The organism is uncultured Shewanella sp., from assembly GCF_947495455.1.
GTDB lineage: Bacteria > Pseudomonadota > Gammaproteobacteria > Enterobacterales > Shewanellaceae > Shewanella.
In genome coordinates this window covers 1-18786 of record NZ_CANLZC010000112.1, presented here as the reverse complement: position 1 = coordinate 18786, position 18786 = coordinate 1, and the positions used below count along the sequence as shown (strand labels likewise).

General features: G+C 42.0%; 13 protein-coding genes. 10 read left to right on the top strand and 3 right to left on the bottom strand.

The genetic code is table 11. From position 1 onward, the window contains the following. Nucleotides 1-98: 98 nt before the first annotated feature. Entirely contained in the window at nt 99-863 is a 765-nt protein-coding gene (locus Q0791_RS21030) for a VWA domain-containing protein (protein ID WP_299010866.1), read from the bottom strand. A gap of 170 nt (nt 864-1033) precedes the next feature. Further along, nucleotides 1034-2365 carry an MATE family efflux transporter gene (locus Q0791_RS21025; protein ID WP_299010863.1) on the bottom strand — a complete coding sequence of 444 codons (1332 nt, stop codon included), beginning with the start codon at nt 2363-2365 and terminating at the stop codon, nt 1034-1036. Between the two features lie 223 nt (nt 2366-2588). Here Q0791_RS21025 and Q0791_RS21020 point away from each other — a divergent pair, with 223 nt between their 5' ends. The 10 genes from Q0791_RS21020 to Q0791_RS20975 all read left to right on the top strand — a co-directional run bounded on the left by Q0791_RS21020 (nt 2589) and on the right by Q0791_RS20975 (nt 17793). Next, nucleotides 2589-2879, top strand: coding sequence for a co-chaperone GroES (locus Q0791_RS21020; RefSeq protein WP_299010861.1), 291 nt, complete (start codon nt 2589-2591; stop codon nt 2877-2879). A 103-nt stretch (nt 2880-2982) separates the two neighbouring features. After that, on the top strand, nt 2983-4638 hold the full coding sequence (gene groL, locus Q0791_RS21015) for a chaperonin GroEL (protein WP_299010859.1): 1656 nt from the start codon (nt 2983-2985) through the stop codon (nt 4636-4638). A gap of 1056 nt (nt 4639-5694) precedes the next feature. After that, nucleotides 5695-7353, top strand: coding sequence for a group II intron reverse transcriptase/maturase (ltrA, locus tag Q0791_RS21010; RefSeq protein WP_299010856.1), 1659 nt, complete (start codon nt 5695-5697; stop codon nt 7351-7353). Nucleotides 7354-7485: 132 nt separating this feature from the next. Continuing rightward, nucleotides 7486-7836 (top strand): hypothetical protein, encoded by a 351-nt coding sequence (locus Q0791_RS21005; protein WP_299010853.1) that lies wholly within the window; start codon nt 7486-7488, stop codon nt 7834-7836. 363 nt (nt 7837-8199) lie between these two features. After that, nucleotides 8200-8388 (top strand): hypothetical protein, encoded by a 189-nt coding sequence (locus tag Q0791_RS21000; RefSeq protein ID WP_299010851.1) that lies wholly within the window; start codon nt 8200-8202, stop codon nt 8386-8388. 353 nt (nt 8389-8741) lie between these two features. Beyond that, on the top strand, nt 8742-10469 hold the full coding sequence (locus tag Q0791_RS20995) for a class I SAM-dependent DNA methyltransferase (RefSeq protein ID WP_299010849.1): 1728 nt from the start codon (nt 8742-8744) through the stop codon (nt 10467-10469). Beyond that, nucleotides 10459-11970 (top strand): restriction endonuclease subunit S, encoded by a 1512-nt coding sequence (locus tag Q0791_RS20990; protein WP_299010846.1) that lies wholly within the window; start codon nt 10459-10461, stop codon nt 11968-11970. The genes Q0791_RS20995 and Q0791_RS20990 overlap by 11 nt, the downstream gene beginning before the upstream one ends. Before the next feature lie 288 nt (nt 11971-12258). Further along, nucleotides 12259-15546, top strand: coding sequence for an HsdR family type I site-specific deoxyribonuclease (locus Q0791_RS20985; protein ID WP_299010843.1), 3288 nt, complete (start codon nt 12259-12261; stop codon nt 15544-15546). Nucleotides 15547-15650: 104 nt separating this feature from the next. Beyond that, on the top strand, nt 15651-15887 hold the full coding sequence (locus Q0791_RS20980) for a hypothetical protein (protein ID WP_299010840.1): 237 nt from the start codon (nt 15651-15653) through the stop codon (nt 15885-15887). A gap of 340 nt (nt 15888-16227) precedes the next feature. Continuing rightward, nucleotides 16228-17793 (top strand): hypothetical protein, encoded by a 1566-nt coding sequence (locus Q0791_RS20975; RefSeq protein ID WP_299010838.1) that lies wholly within the window; start codon nt 16228-16230, stop codon nt 17791-17793. A 124-nt stretch (nt 17794-17917) separates the two neighbouring features. On the opposite strand, the gene Q0791_RS20970 is transcribed toward Q0791_RS20975, so the two are convergent. Next, nucleotides 17918-18400, bottom strand: coding sequence for a hypothetical protein (locus Q0791_RS20970; protein WP_299010836.1), 483 nt, complete (start codon nt 18398-18400; stop codon nt 17918-17920). Nucleotides 18401-18786: the final 386 nt, after the last annotated feature.

Genomic DNA, 18786 nt, shown 5'->3' with positions numbered 1-18786 from the left:
AGGGAGGTCAAACATAGGCCAAGAACTTACTCCCTAAAATTATATTAGCTCTTAACTGACCAGTATTAGGCCCTAGTATAACTTATTGTGTCAAAAGACTACTTTTTGCCTTTATCAAACCATGGCTCGTTAGGATCATCGCCATCGCTGTCGCTGATAAGTTCAATTTCTCCACCGGTTTCCACAGCCAATTCTTGTAGAAAGTCAAAGGTACTGCTCTTGGTCGAAATGCCACCAGTCTTACCTCTGTCTTGTTCGATAACAGCTAAGTGTCGTACTGCGCTGCTAACGGTGCCCGTAAATATGGTGGGGTTAAATTCAACCATGGGGGTTTCAAGGGTATATTTACTGCGCACTTCATCTTGCCAATCACTGCCGCCACATGGGGTAGAAGGGCTGGCATTTTCTTCGCCATCGGTAGAGCCATAAACACGTAATTTAGCACCGTTACTGGCTTCTTCAGCAAATTGGGTTCTTAAATCATCGGCTGCGCTACACATTGCTTGTGCAAGTGCGGTGCCTCCCCAGCAACCTTCATCATCAAGATTGTTCATCGCTGTCATTGCGCCTACGAAGTCAACAAAGCCACCTGTGACGGATTGCATATTATTGGCGGAATTAAATGTACGTACCTCAATGAGTTGCCCATTGATATTGGCATTGAAGAAGAAACGAGAGATTTTATCAATGGCTTCTTGTTTGGAATAAGAGCAACGACTTTGCCCATCAGTGCGAGTACTCATCATAGAGCCACTTCTGTCCATCACTAATATACCATATGAAGGGACGGCTGCACTTGCGGATAATACAGGAAGGACGCTGGCGCTGCACAAAAGTGCCAGAGAGAGCAGTTTACTTTTCATTTAGACTAATTCCTTTTAAATGTGATCGTTTTCCATAACGACATGTTTGAATGTTAAGCCTTCATAATCTTCTATGAAGGAGCAATGATTTTAGATTAAAAAAACGTCTTTTCAATAAAACTAAAGTCTATTTTTTACTCATTTTTTGATGAGGCTGTGGGAATAAACAGTTAGGGCTCACAGATCTTGGTGGCTAAAATATAACAAGCTATTCCCATTAACATATTCGTGACAGGCAGGGCTAACAAGAGGCCTTCCACACCGTCAATATAAGAACCTAAAGCGGCGAGAGGTAGCATGAGAAAAAATAATCGACATACGTTAATGACTAATGAACTCATGGGTCTATGGTAAGCATTGAGGCTGGTCGCCACTAAAATAATGATCCCTAAAAAACCATAAGCGCCGGGTAAAAATTGTATATAAAAGCTGAGCCAAGTAATGACTTGTGGATCTTGACTAAAGAGGCTTGCGATAGGTGTCGCCAGTAACATTAAAGGTATGTATAGCAAGGTTTGAAAAATAAAAATAAATTTCAAAGAGAGCATTAATGCTTGATGAGCGCGTATTTTTTGCCCGGCGCCGAGATTTTGAGCAATAAAAGGCACTAAACTGGATGACAGTGCCGTGATCACAATCAGCATGAGAGACTCGACACGTGTACCGGCGCCAAAAGCGGCAACGGCTAGGTGATTTTGCCTGGCGAGTATGGCCATTAATAGTGCGTTAGCCACGGGGTTGAGCAAATTCATTAAGGTGGCGGGTTGAGCAATATGGGCCAGTTTTTTCCAGTTTTCCTGATAGCGTTTCATATTGATCTGGGCAAAATGCAACATGCGTTTTTTAATGATCAGCAAATAACCTGACAGTAAAACAGCAATAAACCAAGCGAGTAATGTCGCGATAGCTGCCCCTTGAATTTCCAGACGGGGGAAGGGGCCAAGTCCAAAAATAAGTAAGGGATCAAGGATGACATTAATTAAGGCTGCCAATGACATGATCATGGCGGGTGAGCGTGTATCGCCTGTGGAGCGCAGAGCCTGATTTCCCACCATAAGCAGTATCAGTAATGGTGCACCTAAATACCAAGGCAGCATATAATCGTGAATGTCAGGTATATTGGCGGGTGTTGCGCCTAATAAGGTAAATAAGGGCCCAATGGATAGGCTGCCTAATAGGCTAATGATGCCGATCAGTGCAAAGGCTAGCAATAAGGTGTCATGCAAAAAGAGTTTGGCTTTCTTGTGATTATTGCTGCCAATCAAACGGCCTAAATTAGTGGACACCCCTGCGCCTATGCCAATGCCTATGCTTGATACAATTAAGGTAATGGGAAAGGTAAAGCTGATAGCTGCCAGTGCTTGTGTTCCTAACTGGCTGATAAAAAAAGTATCGACGAGGTTAAACCCCAAAATGGTGACAATACCAATCAGGTTTCCTAGGCTCATTTTTAATAGCACACGACCAATAGGCTGAGTCAGTAGCCCATGTCTATCATTCATAAGTCTGTTTAATTCGGTGTGAAAAGCCGATTCTAACAGGAAGTCGGCAAGATTTTAAAAAATCTTGCTCATAAAAATGCATTTTTTTTTTAACCTCCCCTTGGAAGTCTTCAATTTGACCCCATATCCCGAATATCATGGCAATTTTATCAATGAAATTGCCTAATGTATTTGTTTAAAACCAACAATGATTGTTGGGCAATCTACTTAGGAGCATCCATCGATGAATATTCGTCCATTACATGATCGTGTCATTATTAAGCGTTCAGAAGTTGAGTCAAAGTCAGCTGGCGGTATTGTGCTGACCGGAAGTGCGGCAGAGCAGTCGAGCCGAGGTGAGGTTCTTGCGGTAGGTAATGGCCGTATTCTTGAAAATGGCGATGTAAAGGCGTTAGACGTAAAAGTTGGTGATATCGTCATTTTTAATGAAGGCTATGGCGCGAAAAAAGAAAAGATTGATGGTGAAGAAGTCCTGATCCTTTCTGAATCAGATCTAATGGCGGTAGTGGGTTAATTCCCCTCATTAAATACACCCATACCGGACTTAATCACTCAGCCAACCCAGATTAACTGTGGTGTTTAGGTTAAGCATTAAAAGAACTTAAAGGATAATCAAAATGACAGCAAAAGAAGTTTTATTTAGCAATGATGCCCGCGTAAAAATGTTAAGCGGCGTAAATGTATTGGCTAACGCCGTAAAAGTCACTTTAGGCCCTAAAGGTCGTAATGTTGTGCTTGATAAAAGCTTTGGCGCGCCACTGATCACTAAAGATGGTGTATCTGTCGCGAAAGAAATCGAACTTGAAGACAAGTTTGAAAACATGGGCGCACAAATGGTGAAAGAAGTTGCGTCTAAAGCCAATGATGCAGCGGGTGACGGTACAACAACGGCAACGGTTTTAGCACAAGCCATTGTGAGCGAAGGGCTAAAAGCCGTTGCTGCGGGCATGAACCCAATGGATCTTAAGCGTGGTATCGACAAAGCCGTGATTGCGGCGGTATCTGAGCTTAAAACACTCTCACAAGATTGTGCCGATAGCACAGCCATTGCACAAGTGGGTACGATTTCTGCTAACTCTGATGAGTCAATCGGTGAAATCATCGCAACGGCTATGGAGCGTGTGGGTAAAGAAGGCGTTATCACAGTAGAAGAAGGTCAAGCACTTGAAAATGAGCTAGACGTTGTTGAAGGTATGCAGTTTGACCGTGGTTACCTATCACCTTACTTCATCAACAAGCCAGATACAGGCAGTGTTGAGCTAGAAAACCCATACATTCTGTTGGTTGATAAGAAGATTTCTAACATTCGTGAATTATTGCCTATCCTTGAAGGTTTAGCGAAAACCGGTAAGCCACTGCTTATCATCGCTGAAGATGTTGAAGGCGAAGCATTAGCCACATTAGTGGTTAACAACATGCGCGGCATTGTTAAAGTAGCTGCCGTTAAAGCGCCAGGTTTCGGTGATCGTCGTAAGGCAATGCTGCAAGATATCGCGATTCTTACTGGCGGTACTGTCATTGCTGAAGAAATTGGTCTAGAGCTTGAAAAAGCGGCATTAGAAGACTTAGGCAGTGCAAAACGCGTACTGATCACTAAAGATGATACCACTATCATTGATGGTGTAGGCGAAGAAGAGCAAATTCAGGCACGTGTGACACAAATCAAACTGCAAGCGGAAGAGTCAACGTCAGATTACGATAAAGAAAAGCTGCAAGAGCGTATGGCCAAGTTGGCTGGCGGTGTTGCCGTGATTAAAGTTGGCGCGGCAACTGAAGTTGAAATGAAAGAGAAAAAAGCACGCGTAGAAGATGCATTGCACGCCACACGTGCAGCAGTTGAAGAAGGTGTGGTTGCCGGTGGTGGTGTTGCACTGGTTCGCGCGGCAAGCAAAATTGTTGATCTTGATGTGATCAATGAAGATCAAAAACACGGTGTGGTCATTGCCCTTCGCGCCATGGAAGCACCACTTCGTCAAATCGCGGCTAACGCGGGTGAAGAAGCCTCAGTTGTGGCTAACAATGTGAAAAACGGTAGTGGTAACTATGGTTACAATGCGGGTAACGACACTTACGGTGACATGCTAGAAATGGGTATTTTGGACCCAACTAAAGTGACACGTAGTGCGCTACAGTTTGCTGCATCGGTTGCAGGTCTTATGGTGACAACAGAAGCTATGGTAGGTGAAGTTGCACAAGAAGCACCAGCTGCTGCGCCTGATATGGGCGGTATGGGCGGTATGGGTGGTATGGGTGGTATGGGCGGCATGATGTAGTGCGACGAGAGTCGCGTAGGTCGCTAACCTAGCAGGCTACACCGTAAGCAAGCACTTAGTTGCTTGCTCACCCACCTGCAAAAATTAGTAGTCGAAATCCGTTGGTCGGATCGCACAACCCGATCAACGGTATTCTCTCAAGAGAATATTCGCCTGATCGTGTTTGTCGGTCAGTATAAAGAAAATGGGCGCAAAGTGTTAATGTCTGCGCTGCCCTCAAAACGTAGGTATCTAGAAGCATAGTCTTTTGTGCGAAAGGGAAAAAGAACGGCGGCATAGGCCTGCCGATAATTTTAACCTTCAAGGATACTCCCGTCTGCTTGTCATTTCTGACACGACTTATGGAATTTTGCTGCTGGAGCGATCTCCGGCGTAAGCTGTTGCAGTTATTGTCTCACCGTTTTGCTTAGGTATTTCGGTAGTGAGACCTGTTATACGGCTAACAGTAGCCTAGGGATAGTGCGATGCTGGTAACGGCGTGGTGCGAAGCTTCCTGACAATGTACCCCCGTGTAAACGGTGTGCTAACTCGTGAGAGTGGACATAGTTGGCTAACAATAAGCTGGCTGGGGGCTAGGCTGGGCAATATGGTTAACGTAAGTGAACTGTTGATAAATACCGTCAACCGCAAAGAGCGAAATATTGTTGATACGCTCTAACCAAAAGGTACGTGGTCGGTTAATCCTTTTACATCTGGGATTACGCCGTCTTATGACCACCGGTAAATAGACAGAACCTAAGTTGCTCGTGTAACTGCATCAGAACTCGGTAAGCCCGATCATCCGCCTAATAGCCAGCTATGGTAATACAGGCAGGCAATCCGTAAGGAGCGCTGTTGGATAAGCGGGTAAAGGATGTCTGACCAAGCGAATGCCGAACTGTAATGGTTCGGATAGGGGTTCTAACTTTGCCCTGACTCGAAAGAGTGCAAAATTCAGACTGGTCTTTAATCGTGTGAAGGCGTGTAAAGCCATCTAATAAATTAACCCAAGCGGGGATTAGCTATCCCCGTAGGGGCTTGGCTTTTCTCCACTTTGTGGTTAAGGAGGAAAGCAAGATGAGTACGGAAAGAAAGTTTGAAGTACCTGCGTTCTCCCACCAAGCGATCAGCTGGCATACCATTGATTGGTACACTGTTGAGCGTAAGGTGAGAGGGCTACAAGTACGGATCGCGAAGGCGACGAAGCAACAGCAGTGGCGCAAGGTGAAAACCCTGCAACGCATGTTGGTGCGCTCGTTTGCTGCTAAGGCATTGGCGGTTAAACGGGTGACTGAAAATCGAGGCAAAAGGACTGCTGGTGTCGATAGGGAGTTGTGGAGCACGCCTGAAAGTAAATGGCAGGCTATTTTTAGATTGAAGCGGCAAGGGTATAACCCTAAGCCATTACGTAGAATCTATATTCCGAAAAGTAACGGCAAACGTCGTCCTTTAGGAATACCGACTATGCAAGATAGGGCAATGCAGGCATTATATCTGTTAGCACTTGAGCCTGTGTCGGAAACTACGGCAGATCGAAATAGCTACGGCTTTCGCCCAATGCGCTCAACGGCTGATGCGATAGAACAATGTTTTGTCAATTTAAGTCGTAAAAGCTCTGCGGAGTGGGTGTTAGAGGGGGATATTAAAGGCTGCTTTGATAACATTAGCCATGACTGGTTACTTGCCAACGTTGTATTGGATAAAGAAGTACTCGGAAAGTGGTTAAAAGCGGGATTCATGGAATCGGGTAAGTTAAACCCAACGGAGGCAGGAACACCACAAGGGGGAATTATTTCTCCTGTATTGGCGAACTTAGCACTTGATGGTTTGGAAGAGTTGTTAGAAACCCATTTTGGGAAGAAAAACACCAAAGCCAGCTACAAGACTAAAGTCAATTATGTGAGGTACGCCGATGACTTCATCATAACGGGGATCTCGAAAGAGTTACTTGAGAGTGAAGTTAAGCCAATTGTTGAAGCTTTTATGGCTAAACGTGGGCTTACGTTATCACCAGAGAAAACGGTGATAACGCATATAACTGAAGGGTTTGATTTTCTTGGACAAAATTTGCGTAAATACGGCAACGGTAAGATGTTAATCAAACCAAGTGCGAAAAGCGTGAAGAATGTCTTAAAGAAAATTAGCGACATAATTAAAGATCAAAAGACTGTGAGGGCAGATATGCTAATCAGTAAGTTAAATCCAATCCTTCGAGGTTGGGCTAACTATCATCGTCATATTGTGGCGAAAGAAACCTTTAATTACGTGGATTATCGGATTTGGAAGCTTCTGTGGCAGTGGTGCCGACGACGACACAATAATCGTCACAAACATTGGATTAAAGCGAAATACTTTAAATCAGTGGGCGCACGAAACTGGACGTTTTCAGGTATAACAGTCGATGGTTTTACCAAAAGGCTGATATACACCAATGATACTGTGATAAAGCGACATATTAAGTTAAAAGCGGAGGCAAATCCTTATGACTTAGCATTTGAGTCATACTTCGAACAGCGCCTTGAGCGAGTTTGGAAAGATTCAATGCAAGGTCAACGGAAACTGCTGACACTGTGGCTCAGACAGCAGCATCGCTGCGCAATGTGCCGCCAGATAATCACCAAAGAAACAGGGTGGAATATCCACCATATTGTAGAAAGGGTGAAAGGTGGCTCAGATGAGCTGAATAACTTAGTCTTGTTGCACCCTAATTGTCATCGGCAATTACATGCGAAGTAAAACTCACATTATGTTTAAAAAATTATGTTGTGTTTAATATATCGTGTGATATAATCCTTATGGGCATTTTCTTCTATTTTTGGGGCTGTGTTATTATTCCGTCAATTATTAATAATCGATGGAGCATAACGAATGCAACAAAACGCTTTAGATCACATCAAGAAACTAAATGACTCTGGCGAGTTAGGTTTTTTTCAAGATGGGGAAATATATCACCAAATACCATTGTTAATGAATGCTGGCTTTATAAGAGGACAGCGTCTGGTGCATGATAAGGGTGTTATATACTCTAAGGTAGAGATCACAGCCAAGGGATTAGAATATCTAGAAAGTCAAAAGCTAAGATCGGAGAAAAAGGCAATAACTGGTGTAACTGATGTATTGAAAAGGTGCAATGATAAGGGTGTCACATCAGCCATGAGTGTGTTAATTGGTTTCGTAGGCATTCTGGTTACTATAGTTATTTATCTTTTAGGTTTGTAAGTTGCTGGTCTGTACTTAGGTACTGACTTATAAAGGCTTGAGCCGTATGCGGGGAAACTCGCACGTACGGTTCTTAGGGGAGGGGTAGCCAGTAATGGCTGCTCCTTACCCGACATCTGCCCCACCTCAGATTAATCAAGGTGATTTAGGTTACCTTGGTTAACCCAAGCTGATAAGAAAACCTCGATATTTTTCTAAGTATCGAGGTTTTTTTGTGTTCATCGCTTGCAGCGGGCTTATGTGTCAATGCATCTGTAGCACGGCGAATATGACAAGGTCATAAGCTAATGAGCGAGAGACAGGATGTCGAACTGGCTTTTAGATAGGATATCGCTGTAAACCCATCTGATCTGCATGGATAGCATGGAATGCCTCAAAAATATCGGGAACATTTTTGGCCCTATAGGCTCAAACGAAAACCAACAACCTCCTTGTTTAAATGCCAGCTCGACGTCCATGTCTCGCGCTCAAAGCAATTACCATCGTAATTCTCGCCTTGTTTCCGATGGTTATTTTTGTATTCACACTGTGTATGAAAAGCCAGAAGAATAGAAAACACTATGCGTCGCTTATCAAGCCTTGCTCTTACGCGCTTATCCTGCACATTCTTGTAATAAAGAGCTGTAATAAAGAGCTGTAATAAAGAGTCGTTAAGATAATTTAAGCTCGAAAGCCCCGATACTTTTAGGAGTATCGGGGCTTTTTTGTGTGTGAGTTTAAGCTTTTTCGTATTGTGATTATTTATTAGCATTAACCTCTTTTCCAGTTGTCATAGATAAGTTGTCATAAAAAGGCCATTTAAAATTGAAGCGTTAACAACCTAATCCATTAAATTTAATATATAATCTTTTTCCATGAACGGCATATGACCGCAGTAGCCCTACATTATGTGAGTAATTAACAACATGGCAAAAGCACCCGCTAACAAGAAACCCGCCTCAAAAGCGAAAAAAGTGACCAAAGGTTTTGAAGAGACCCTTTGGGATACCGCTAACCAACTGCGTGGCAGTGTGGAGTCATCTGAATACAAACATGTGGTATTAAGCCTAGTATTCTTAAAGTTCATCAGCGACAAGTTTGAAGCCCGCCGTCAAAAGATGATAGACGAGGGGCAGAACGCCTTTGTTGAAATGAAAGAGTTCTACCAACAAGACAACATCTTCTTTTTGCCAGAAGAGGCCCGTTGGTCATTTGTTAAAGCCCGCGCTAAGCAAGATGATATCGCCATCATTATCGATACCGCGCTATCGACCATTGAAAAAAACAACCCTAGCCTGAAAGACGCGCTGCCAGATAACTACTTCTCGCGCCAAGGGTTGGAAGTGAAAAAGCTGGCATCCCTTATCGACAGCATTGAGAATATCGATACCTTAGTTCGTGAAGGTAAGGCAAACGAATGCGACATGAGCGAAGAAGACTTAGTGGGTCGTGTTTATGAATACTTCCTCGGCAAGTTTGCCGCAACCGAAGGCAAAGGCGGCGGCGAGTTCTACACGCCAAAGTCTGTGGTCACACTGTTAGCGGAAATGCTAGAGCCCTTTCAAGGCAAAATCTACGATCCGGCTTGTGGCTCCGGCGGTATGTTTGTGCAGTCGTTAAAATTCATTAAAGAGCACCAAGGGCGCAGCAAAGACATCGCTATTTATGGTCAAGAGTTGACCTCGACCACCTATAAACTGGCGAAGATGAACTTAGCCATTCGTGGTTTATCGGGCAACTTAGGTGAGCGTGCCGCCGATACCTTTTTTGCCGATCAGCACAAAGACTTAAAAGCCGATTACATCATGGCCAACCCGCCGTTTAACCTTAAAGCGTGGCGCAATGAGGCAGAATTAACCGATGATCCCCGCTTTGCTGGCTACCGCACACCGCCAACAGGCAACGCCAACTATGCTTGGATTTTGCACATGCTCTCAAAGCTAAGTGAAACAGGCACGGCGGGCTTTGTCTTAGCGAACGGCTCTATGAGCTCAAACACCTCAGGTGAAGGCGACATTCGTCGGCAGCTGATTGAGAATGACTATGTAGAATGTATGATTGCTTTGCCGGGGCAGCTGTTCTTCACCACACAAATTCCTGTGTGTATCTGGTTTATCACCAAAGACAAAACCGAGAACACCAGCAAAGGTTATCGTAACCGCCAACAAGAGACGCTGTTTATTGATGCCCGTGAAATGGGCACTATGATCAGCCGCACCAATAAAGCATTGACTAAAGATGACATCGCGCTCATTGCCGATACTTACCATGCTTGGCGCTGTACCGATGAAGCGTGGCAAAAGCGTCGCGTGGGGAGGGTGACCGCCAAGGATGGCGAAAATGCCGATCCTTTGCCAAAAGAGGGAGCAGACGCGCTTATCGGCGAGAAATATCCAGTCGAGAAATATCCAGTAGAGAAGTATCAAGATCAAGCAGGCTTTTGCAAATCCGCCACCATTAGCGACATCAAAGCCAATGATTTTGTGCTGACGCCGGGGCGCTATGTGGGCGCCGCGGAAGTTGCAGACGATGGTATTGCGTTTGAAACCAAAATGCGCGCGCTCTCACAAACCTTATACAGGCAAATGGAGCAATCCAAGGAGTTGGATAAAGCCATTCGCCACAACTTGGAGGCATTGGGTTATGGGGAGTAAGTGGCAAGTATATTCATTGGGCGATCTTATTGATGTGAAACATGGTTTTGCTTTTAAGGGTGAATACATGCGAGAAGGTATTGATAATGGTCCCATTGTCGTTGCAATCGGCAATTTCGATTATAGTGGCGGATTTCGCTTTTCGGATACGAAACTAAAACGGTATACATCTGAGTTTCCTAGCGATTATATTTTGACTCCCGGGGATATATTGCTTGCTATGACCTGTCAAACATCAGGTGGCGAAATCTTGGGAATACCAGGCATGATTCCAGATGATGGGGAAGTATACTTACATAATCAACGACTAGGAAAAATAATTATAAAAGAACCTAGTTTAGTATGCCTTGAATACCTGTATTGGCTATTTATAAGTCAACCTTTCAACAACTTTGTTTTTCAACGGGCCACTGGGACAAAAATATTACATACTTCACCCAAGAAAATTATGGAGTACGAGACTAAATTCCCACCACTCTCTGAGCAGCTCAATCTTAGCGAAGTATTATGGCAAATAAGTAATAAAATCACTCTCAACAACCAAATCAACCAAACTCTAGAGCAGATGGCGCAAGCGCTGTTCAAATCTTGGTTTGTCGATTTTGACCCTGTTCGTCAGAAGATGCGCAATAAAAAGCTGCGCAATAAAAAGCTGCGCAATAAAAAGCCAGCCAACATGAATGGCGAGCAAGCAAATGGGTTGGCTGCGCCCTTGCTTTCGCCCTCTCTTTCACCCTTGCTTTCGCCCTCTCTTTCACCCTTGCTTTCGCCCTCTCTTTCACCCTTGCTTTCTCCTTTTTTTGCAAAAGAAGTTGACCTTGCCTCGCTTTTTCCAGAAAAGCTGGTTGAGTCTGAGTTAGGGTTGATCCCTGAGGGTTGGGAAGTAAATCAGCTATCTGATATCTGTAAGAATCATTCCCAATCATATAACTTGAAGAGTGTTGATGAAGTTGTTTTTGTGAATACCGGTGATGTTCAGGAAGGCGACTTTTTACATAAAAACTACTCACCTGTTGTAGGGTTACCCGGACAAGCAAAGAAAGCCATCAAAGAAGATGATATTCTTTACAGTGAGATTAGGCCGAAGAACAAGCGTTTTGCCTACGTAGATTTCGATGTAAGTGATTATGTTGTATCAACTAAGTTCATGGTTATACAAGCAAACGAGAAGGTTCACCCTCGGTTGCTATATATGATATTGACTCGTCAAAACACCATCGATGAATTTAATATCATTGCAGATTCGCGCTCAGGGACATTCCCTCAAATTACTTTTAAGGCAATTTCAAATCTTGAGTTCTGTATGGCTCCAAGAGAAATCCAAGACGCTTTTGTTTCTCAAATAATGCCAATGATTAAATTACAAAGCTCCCTTAAGAGTGAAAATAAACAATTGGCTGAGTTGCGCGACACACTACTGCCTAAATTGCTTTCCGGTGAAATCGACTTAGAGGGCTTAGAGAATGTGCAAGTAGCACAAGCGAAAGCGCTGGTGGGTTAACGCTGGGCTAATACAGGGCTAACACTACGTTAGACGCCTTTCCCCTGTGGCGCGACTCAGGACTCAGACTCAGAGATTCAGGCTCAGACTGACTCAGACTCTAAATCAACAGGCAAGCAGTTAAACAGTTAAACAGGCAAACAGGCAAACAGGGGCAAGCTTTTTTGTTGTATTTGCTGTTGTATTTACTGTGGTTTTTGTTGTAGGTTTGCTTTGTTTTTTGTGGTATTTTGTGCATTTTTGTTGTGTTTTTTTGTATTAGCGCAGTGATAGGACGGATCCCACACCATGAGCTTAACCTTTACAGAAGCCAAATTAGAGCAAGCCATTATTGAACTGCTCACTGAGCAAGGCTACCCGCACTTTATGGGAAGCGACATTGAACGTAGTGATCAAGAGCAAGTATTGATTGTCGATGATCTTAGGCGCTACCTTGCCAAGCAGTACCGAGGCGATGGGATCACCGAGAGCGAAATTGATGCCATAGTGCGTATGCTCTCAAGTCTGCCTGCCAGTGACTTGTACCATAGCAATAAAACCTTCTGCCAATGGCTCAGCAATGGCTTTTTGTTTAAGCGTGACGACCGTTCAAAGAAAGATCTGCACATTGAGCTAATCGATACTAAACACTTGCCACACGCCCTACGCTTGATGTTTGTGCCGCTTTTGAAAGATAAGCGCACAACAGACGACAGGAAAGTCGCTGAAAGTGCGGTCAGTTATTCGCACTTAACGGACACTAACATCTATAAAATCGTCAATCAGTTGAAGATTAAGGGCGTTTCGCCTGAAAACGGTGAGCAAATTCGAATTCCTGATGGCATCCTTTATGTGAACGGCTTACCTCTGGTGGTGTTTGAATTTAAAAGCGCCGTGCGCGAGAAAGACGCCACCATTTTTAATGCTTGGAAACAAATCTGTAAACGCTATCGCCATGATATTCCAAAGCTGTTCGTCTACAACGCCATGTGCATCATCAGCGATGGCGTGAACAATAAAATGGGTAACCTGTTTGCGCCCTATGAGTTTTTCTACGCATGGCGCAAAGTCACAGGTAACGAGTCTACCGAAAAGAATGGCATTAATTCCCTCTATACTATGATTGCTGGGCTCTTTAACCAAACCAGGTTACTGGATGTGGTGAAGAACTTTGTCTTTTTCCCTGATACTTCAAAGGAAGAGATAAAGATCTGTTGCCGTTACCCCCAGTACTACGCAGCGCGTAAGCTTTACTACAACATAGACAAAGAGCGTAAGCCATACGGCAGTGGTAAAGGCGGGACTTACTTTGGCGCCACTGGGTGTGGTAAGAGCTTTACCATGCAGTTTCTATCGCGCCTATTGATGAAAAGCATCGATTTTGAAAGCCCAACCATAGTGCTTATTACCGACCGTAACGATCTCGATGATCAGCTTGCTAAACAGTTTTGTAATGCCTCTCATTACATTGGTGATGAGATGGTGGTGCCCGTTAAAAGCCGTCAAGATTTACGAGACAAGCTACAAGGCATCAAAAGCGGTGGTGTGTTCCTAACGACCATTCATAAGTTCACCGAAGACATCGAATTGCTTTCTGAGCGGACGAATATCATTTGTATTTCCGATGAAGCGCACCGCTCACAGGTGAATCTTGATAAGAAAGTGGTGATTAAATATCAAGATGGCGTCGCCGTCGATGTGAAACAGACATACGGCTTTGCTAAGTACCTGCACGACTCTTTACCCAGTGCCACTTACGTGGGTTTCACCGGCACGCCCATCGATGCCACCCTTGATGTATTTGGCGATGCAGTAGACAGCTACACTATGACAGAATCGGTTAACGATGACATTACGGTACGTATTGTGTATGAAGGCCGAGCGGCGAAAGTCATTCTTGATAACAGCAAGCTTGAAGAGGTAGAGCAATACTACCAAGCCTGTGCAGACGCTGGCACTAATGAACATCAGATAGAAGAGAGTAAGAAAGCCTCGGCCAATATGAACGCCATTCTTGGCGATCCTGATCGTATTGAAGCTTTGGCGAAAGACTTTGTTGAACACTACGAAGGGCGAGTGAAAGAAGGTTCTACGATAAAGGGCAAGGCAATGTTTGTTTGTGCAAGCCGTGAAATTGCCTTTGATTTTTATAAGCAAGTCAAAATCCTAAGGCCAGAATGGTTTGAGGAAAAGCTCGCCATTGATGGTGTAGAGTTAACCGAGAAAGAGCAACAAGCATTAACGCCCCTTGCCATGGTGCAAATGGTGATGACACGCGGCAAAGACGATGATCCAGATCAGTACAGCCTGCTAGGGACAAAGGAGCATAGAAAATCCCTCGATCAGCAGTTTAAAAATCCTAAGTCGAATTTCAAAATAGCCATTGTGGTGGATATGTGGCTAACAGGTTTTGATGTGCCCGAGCTCGATACGATTTACATCGATAAGCCGTTGCAAAAGCATAATCTTATTCAAACCATCTCACGCGTTAACCGTAAGTTTGAAGGCAAGGCGAAAGGGCTCGTTGTCGATTATATTGGTATCAAGTCGCGTATGAATCAAGCCTTAGCTCAGTATTCAAAGGCTGATGAGACTAACTTTGAAGATATTCGTTTTTCCGTTATTGAGGTGAAGAACCATCTCGATCTATTAAACCGAATGTTCCACAATTTTGATACGTCAGGGTATTACACTGCAGAGCCGCGTAAGCAGCTAGAGTGCCTGAATCAGTCGGCAGAATACATACTTCAAACCAAGAAAGGCGAAACTCGATTCATGGCGTTAGTCGGCCGTATGAAGGCGGCTTATGATGTTTGCTGTGGTAGTGAATTGTTATCTCAGCAAGAGCGTGACCAAATTCACTTCTATATTGCAGTGCGCGCTATCATCTTTAAGCTAACCAAAGGCGATGCACCAGACACGGCACAAATGAATAAGCGTGTTCGTGAGTTAGTGGCAGAAGCACTACGCGCCGATGGCGTCGAAGCGATCTTTACCATTGGCGATGAGCACGCCGAAGCGATTGATATTTTTGATGAAGATTACTTAGCTCGCATCAACAAGATTAAGCTGCCAAACACTAAGATCCAGCTACTTCAAAAGCTGCTTGAAAAAGCGATAAGCGACTTTAAAAAGGTCAACCAGCTACAAGGGATTAACTTCTCTAAGCGCTTCCAATCGCTGGTGGAGCAGTATAACGAACGCCGTGAGAATGATGTGTTAAATGGTGAGGAGTTCGATACTTTCTCTCAAGAGATGACCGATATTATCTTTGATATCGCAAAAGAGATGGGCTCGTTTGAAGACTTAGGTATCGATCTAGAAGAGAAAGCCTTCCTCGATATCTTGAACCACATGCGCAAGAAGTACGATTTCACTTTTGATGATGACACGATGCTTGAACTGGCGAAGGAGATGAAAACCACGGTAGACAATGTCGCCCAATATCCAGATTGGGCTGGGCGCGATGACATCAAAGCCAAATTGAAAGTGGATTTAATCTTACTGCTACACAAATACGGCTTTCCACCTGTGGCCAACGATGATGTTTACAAAGGCGTGTTAGAGCAGGCTGAGAATTATAAGAAGAATAACTAAACAACTATTTTAACAAAATTAGAAGGAAATTAACTAAGCCACCCACTGTTAATTCCCTTATTAAACAGACTCATTGCTAAATTCCCTGATTGTTGAATGAGAGCTTGCCTGAAGTCGAGCAATATGATGTCGCGCGTATTAAGGCGATTCGTGAACAAATGCATGTGAGTCAAACACTGACTTTAATAGGACGTGCAGCTTATCTAAATGCAAGCCCCTCAACCATACGGCAGTGGGAGCAAGGTAGTAAAAAGCATCAAAGCACCTCACTAAAGCTACTTAATCTGGTGGCGAATCAAGGACTCGACGTTGGCTTAATCTTGATTAATACTTGGCATTAGAATAAGACATTCGGCTAAGCAAGTTTCCAAAAGTATTACGAGGTACTAGATAATACTTTTACTTCAGTTATTAATAACGGACTATTTATGAGTTAAATTTTGTTCACATGTAACATTTGGCGATTTAACTTCAATCAACTATGAAAAAATGGAAAGTCAGTTGTTCAGTTATACTTGAGCAAAACAACATTAGTAGAAAAACCACATGACAACAACTAAAATGATACAAAGTTATCTTTAAAGATATCAAAATATATAGAAAAGTGTTTGACTGAGTTATTAGGCATAGTTGTTTGAAAATATTAACTTTATCCTTGAAAAGAGTAGAAAGGAACATTTTATGTATCATTTGTCATTAATAGAACCGGAAAGTTTAAATAATCAGATAGAAGCTCCATGTAAACGTGATGATTTTGATATAAGTAAACATGTAAAAAAACCGAGTCAATCTAATTTTTTGTCTGCATATAATTTAAAGTCAGAAGGTTTCCTAAAAACATCACTTATACATGTAATAAAAAGAACTTTAATCGGTGAAGCGTTAAATAAACTATATTGTTTATCGACGACAGAAATAGAAAGGTTGGAATTGGAAAAGGAATACACTTCCGTAATAAATTATTTTGTTGGAAGTGTCAGTTTATACGCATATAAAATAGAATTACACTTTTTAAAAGCAATAGATATAAATGAAAAACTAGGTTTGAAATCGCCAAATCCAGATAGAAACGAAATAGCTGTTTATGATAGCTTTAATAAAAGAAATATAGTTTATTTTAGAAAAATAACTATGTACTTTCCTTCGGGGAGAATTCAGGTGGGTGATAGGGAAAGTATTGAAAACATTAATAACACAGGAAAAAATATAATATATTCAAATGTAGAGGATAATAGCGAAAAGCAGCTATTAAACTTTAAAAAAGAAATAAAAAATTATTCAAATAAAAAAGAATTTCAAAGCTCAGATTTTGAGAAGTGGTCTCTTCAAACTATAATATTTAAATCTTTATTTAGAGATAGTAAAGGATTATCTAATAAAACAAAAATAGGAACAAAAATTAGAGAGCTGTTAAATAAATCAGAATACAATATATTAAAAGACATAGTCATAGAAAAAAATAAAGGTGATCTTAAATACAGACATATGAGGGTTTATGCTTTAGGTTTAAAACAACAATACAATAATAATGCATATGGAACAGAAGAGTTCTTTACAAACAAGTTTAAACAAAAAACCATAAGTAAAGGTAAGGAGTTCATAAGTAATAAAGAAGAAATAATTTCACTAGTAAATGCAAGGAACCCTACAAAAATAGAACATGTTACAACTAATTTAGAATCTAAATTTATAATCACTAAAAAAGGAGTGAATAGAAATATATATATTCTAAAAACTGAAAAAATGGGATATAAAATTTATTACAATGAAAATGCTATACGTAACATGAAGAAAAAAAATGCAACGCTTAATTTAGATCTTAGATTAAACGATATATATAGCAGTGAACAGTTTTATAATGGAAAATATAGTTACTTAAATGCTAATGAAAGTTTGTTTATTGATGGTCAATTTGTCTCTGTATTCTATCTGATAGAAAATGCTATACCATTAGGAATTAAAGATAGCATTCCATTATCAACAATAAATATGATGATTGATGCAGGGTTTTCAGCTATAGATATAAAACCAGTGAACTTTGTAAAAGTTCCTAATGAAGATGGAGGGTATGACTTCCTACCAATAGATGCCAAATATATCGCAAATACAAGGTGTAGAAGTAATAGCGTGAGAGACCAAGAAGCAAGAGTTATGCTTGATAACGAAATGCTATTTGACAACAAATTGCTATATGAAGCCATGATTGATGGCTTAGTAACTGGAGGGGTACTTGACGGTGATTCATGATGTAAAAAGCATCAAAGCACTTCACTAAAGCTACTTAATTTGGTGGCGAATAAAGGACTCGATGTGTTGGCTTAGTTCTGATATTTATAGATTATATTCACCTCATTAGCCATAAAACCTCATCTTAATTCATCAGGCAAGAATAAATATTTCGGGATCTTGCGGGGCCGGGTAGATGGACGTTGCTGCCCGGCATTTGTGAAATCTGAGTGAGCAACATATGGACTTGATTGGGGTGAGTGATCAGGCCAATGTTTCGCATGTTTTTAATGGCAAAACAGTCGGAATGTGCTTCATTGGCACCGACAACATGATGGGCACACTCATGTAAAAACCAAAATTGGCCGACGCTGCTAGGAACACTATTAAAAAATCCAGGGCCTAGCCTGATGGTGGGGAAGCCATTTGATGAGGCAATACCAATATATTGATTAACCGAAGGATCAATAAAGAGAGCGACGCGTTGACCTTGTGCAGAGGTACAATACATATTGACTCCACCAATATTAACTGATGTCAGCGGACCGATTATTTGTCCATGACTCAATGGTGCAAAGAATAAGTGGAATAAGAGTAATGTTAGGGGGACAATGTGAGCGATCTTCATAGCAAACCTCCATGTCAGCCTTAAACGTATTTCAGTATTTATTATAGTATTTGCTGAATTATTTTAAGAATAATTGACTAAGCCTAATTTACTGGGTCAGCCATTGTTAATTCCTAGTTAAATTTACTCAGTGCTAAAATGATTTTTCTGAAGTCGAGTAATATGCTGCCGCGCGTATTAAGGAGATTGGTGAATACATTTATGTGAGCCAAGCGCTGATTTAAATACAGATTTACACAAGACGTGCCGCTTATCTAACATTTTTTATGGCTAATAAAAAATTCAATATTAAAATTTATTCTAAAAAAAGGGCGTTGTTGCTTAAATCTAAGGAACCATTTGGTCATTCTGTGATCTGATCTTGTCAGTACGAAAACGAGACAGAT